Annotated in this window: 1 protein-coding gene; it reads right to left on the minus strand. The window is 64.2% G+C overall.

Features of this window, described 5'->3' with window-relative positions; genetic code table 11:
- Positions 1 to 380: Ig-like domain-containing protein (locus IB255_RS30550; protein WP_192211294.1), on the minus strand; the 380-nt coding region annotated here is incomplete at both ends.

Raw genomic sequence — 380 nt, forward strand, 5'->3', positions numbered from 1 at the left:
CCGTCTGCAGCCACTTTGGCGCTGTAGTCGGTGCCGTTGAGCTTGAAGCTCACCACGTCGCCAGCCTGGAACTCACCCGAGGCCTTGCCGCTGATGGTCTGCTGGGCCTTGGCTTCTTCGGCGTTGACCACGTCATCACCGGCCACCACGTCGATGGCCAGGGTCGCTACCGGTGCAACGACATCAACGGTGTAGCCGTGGTCAGCCGCAACATTGCTGATGTTGCCGGCGGCATCGTGGGCCACCAGGGTGGCGTGGATGTTGGTTTCCGCTGCGAGGTCCGCACCGGCCACCTTCACGCTCCAGCTGCCGTCTGCCGCGACCTTGGCGCTGTAGTCGGTGCCGTTGAGCTTGAAGCTCACCACGTCACCAGCCGTGAA

The organism is Pseudomonas sp. PDM22 (assembly GCF_014851965.1).
Lineage (GTDB): Bacteria > Pseudomonadota > Gammaproteobacteria > Pseudomonadales > Pseudomonadaceae > Pseudomonas.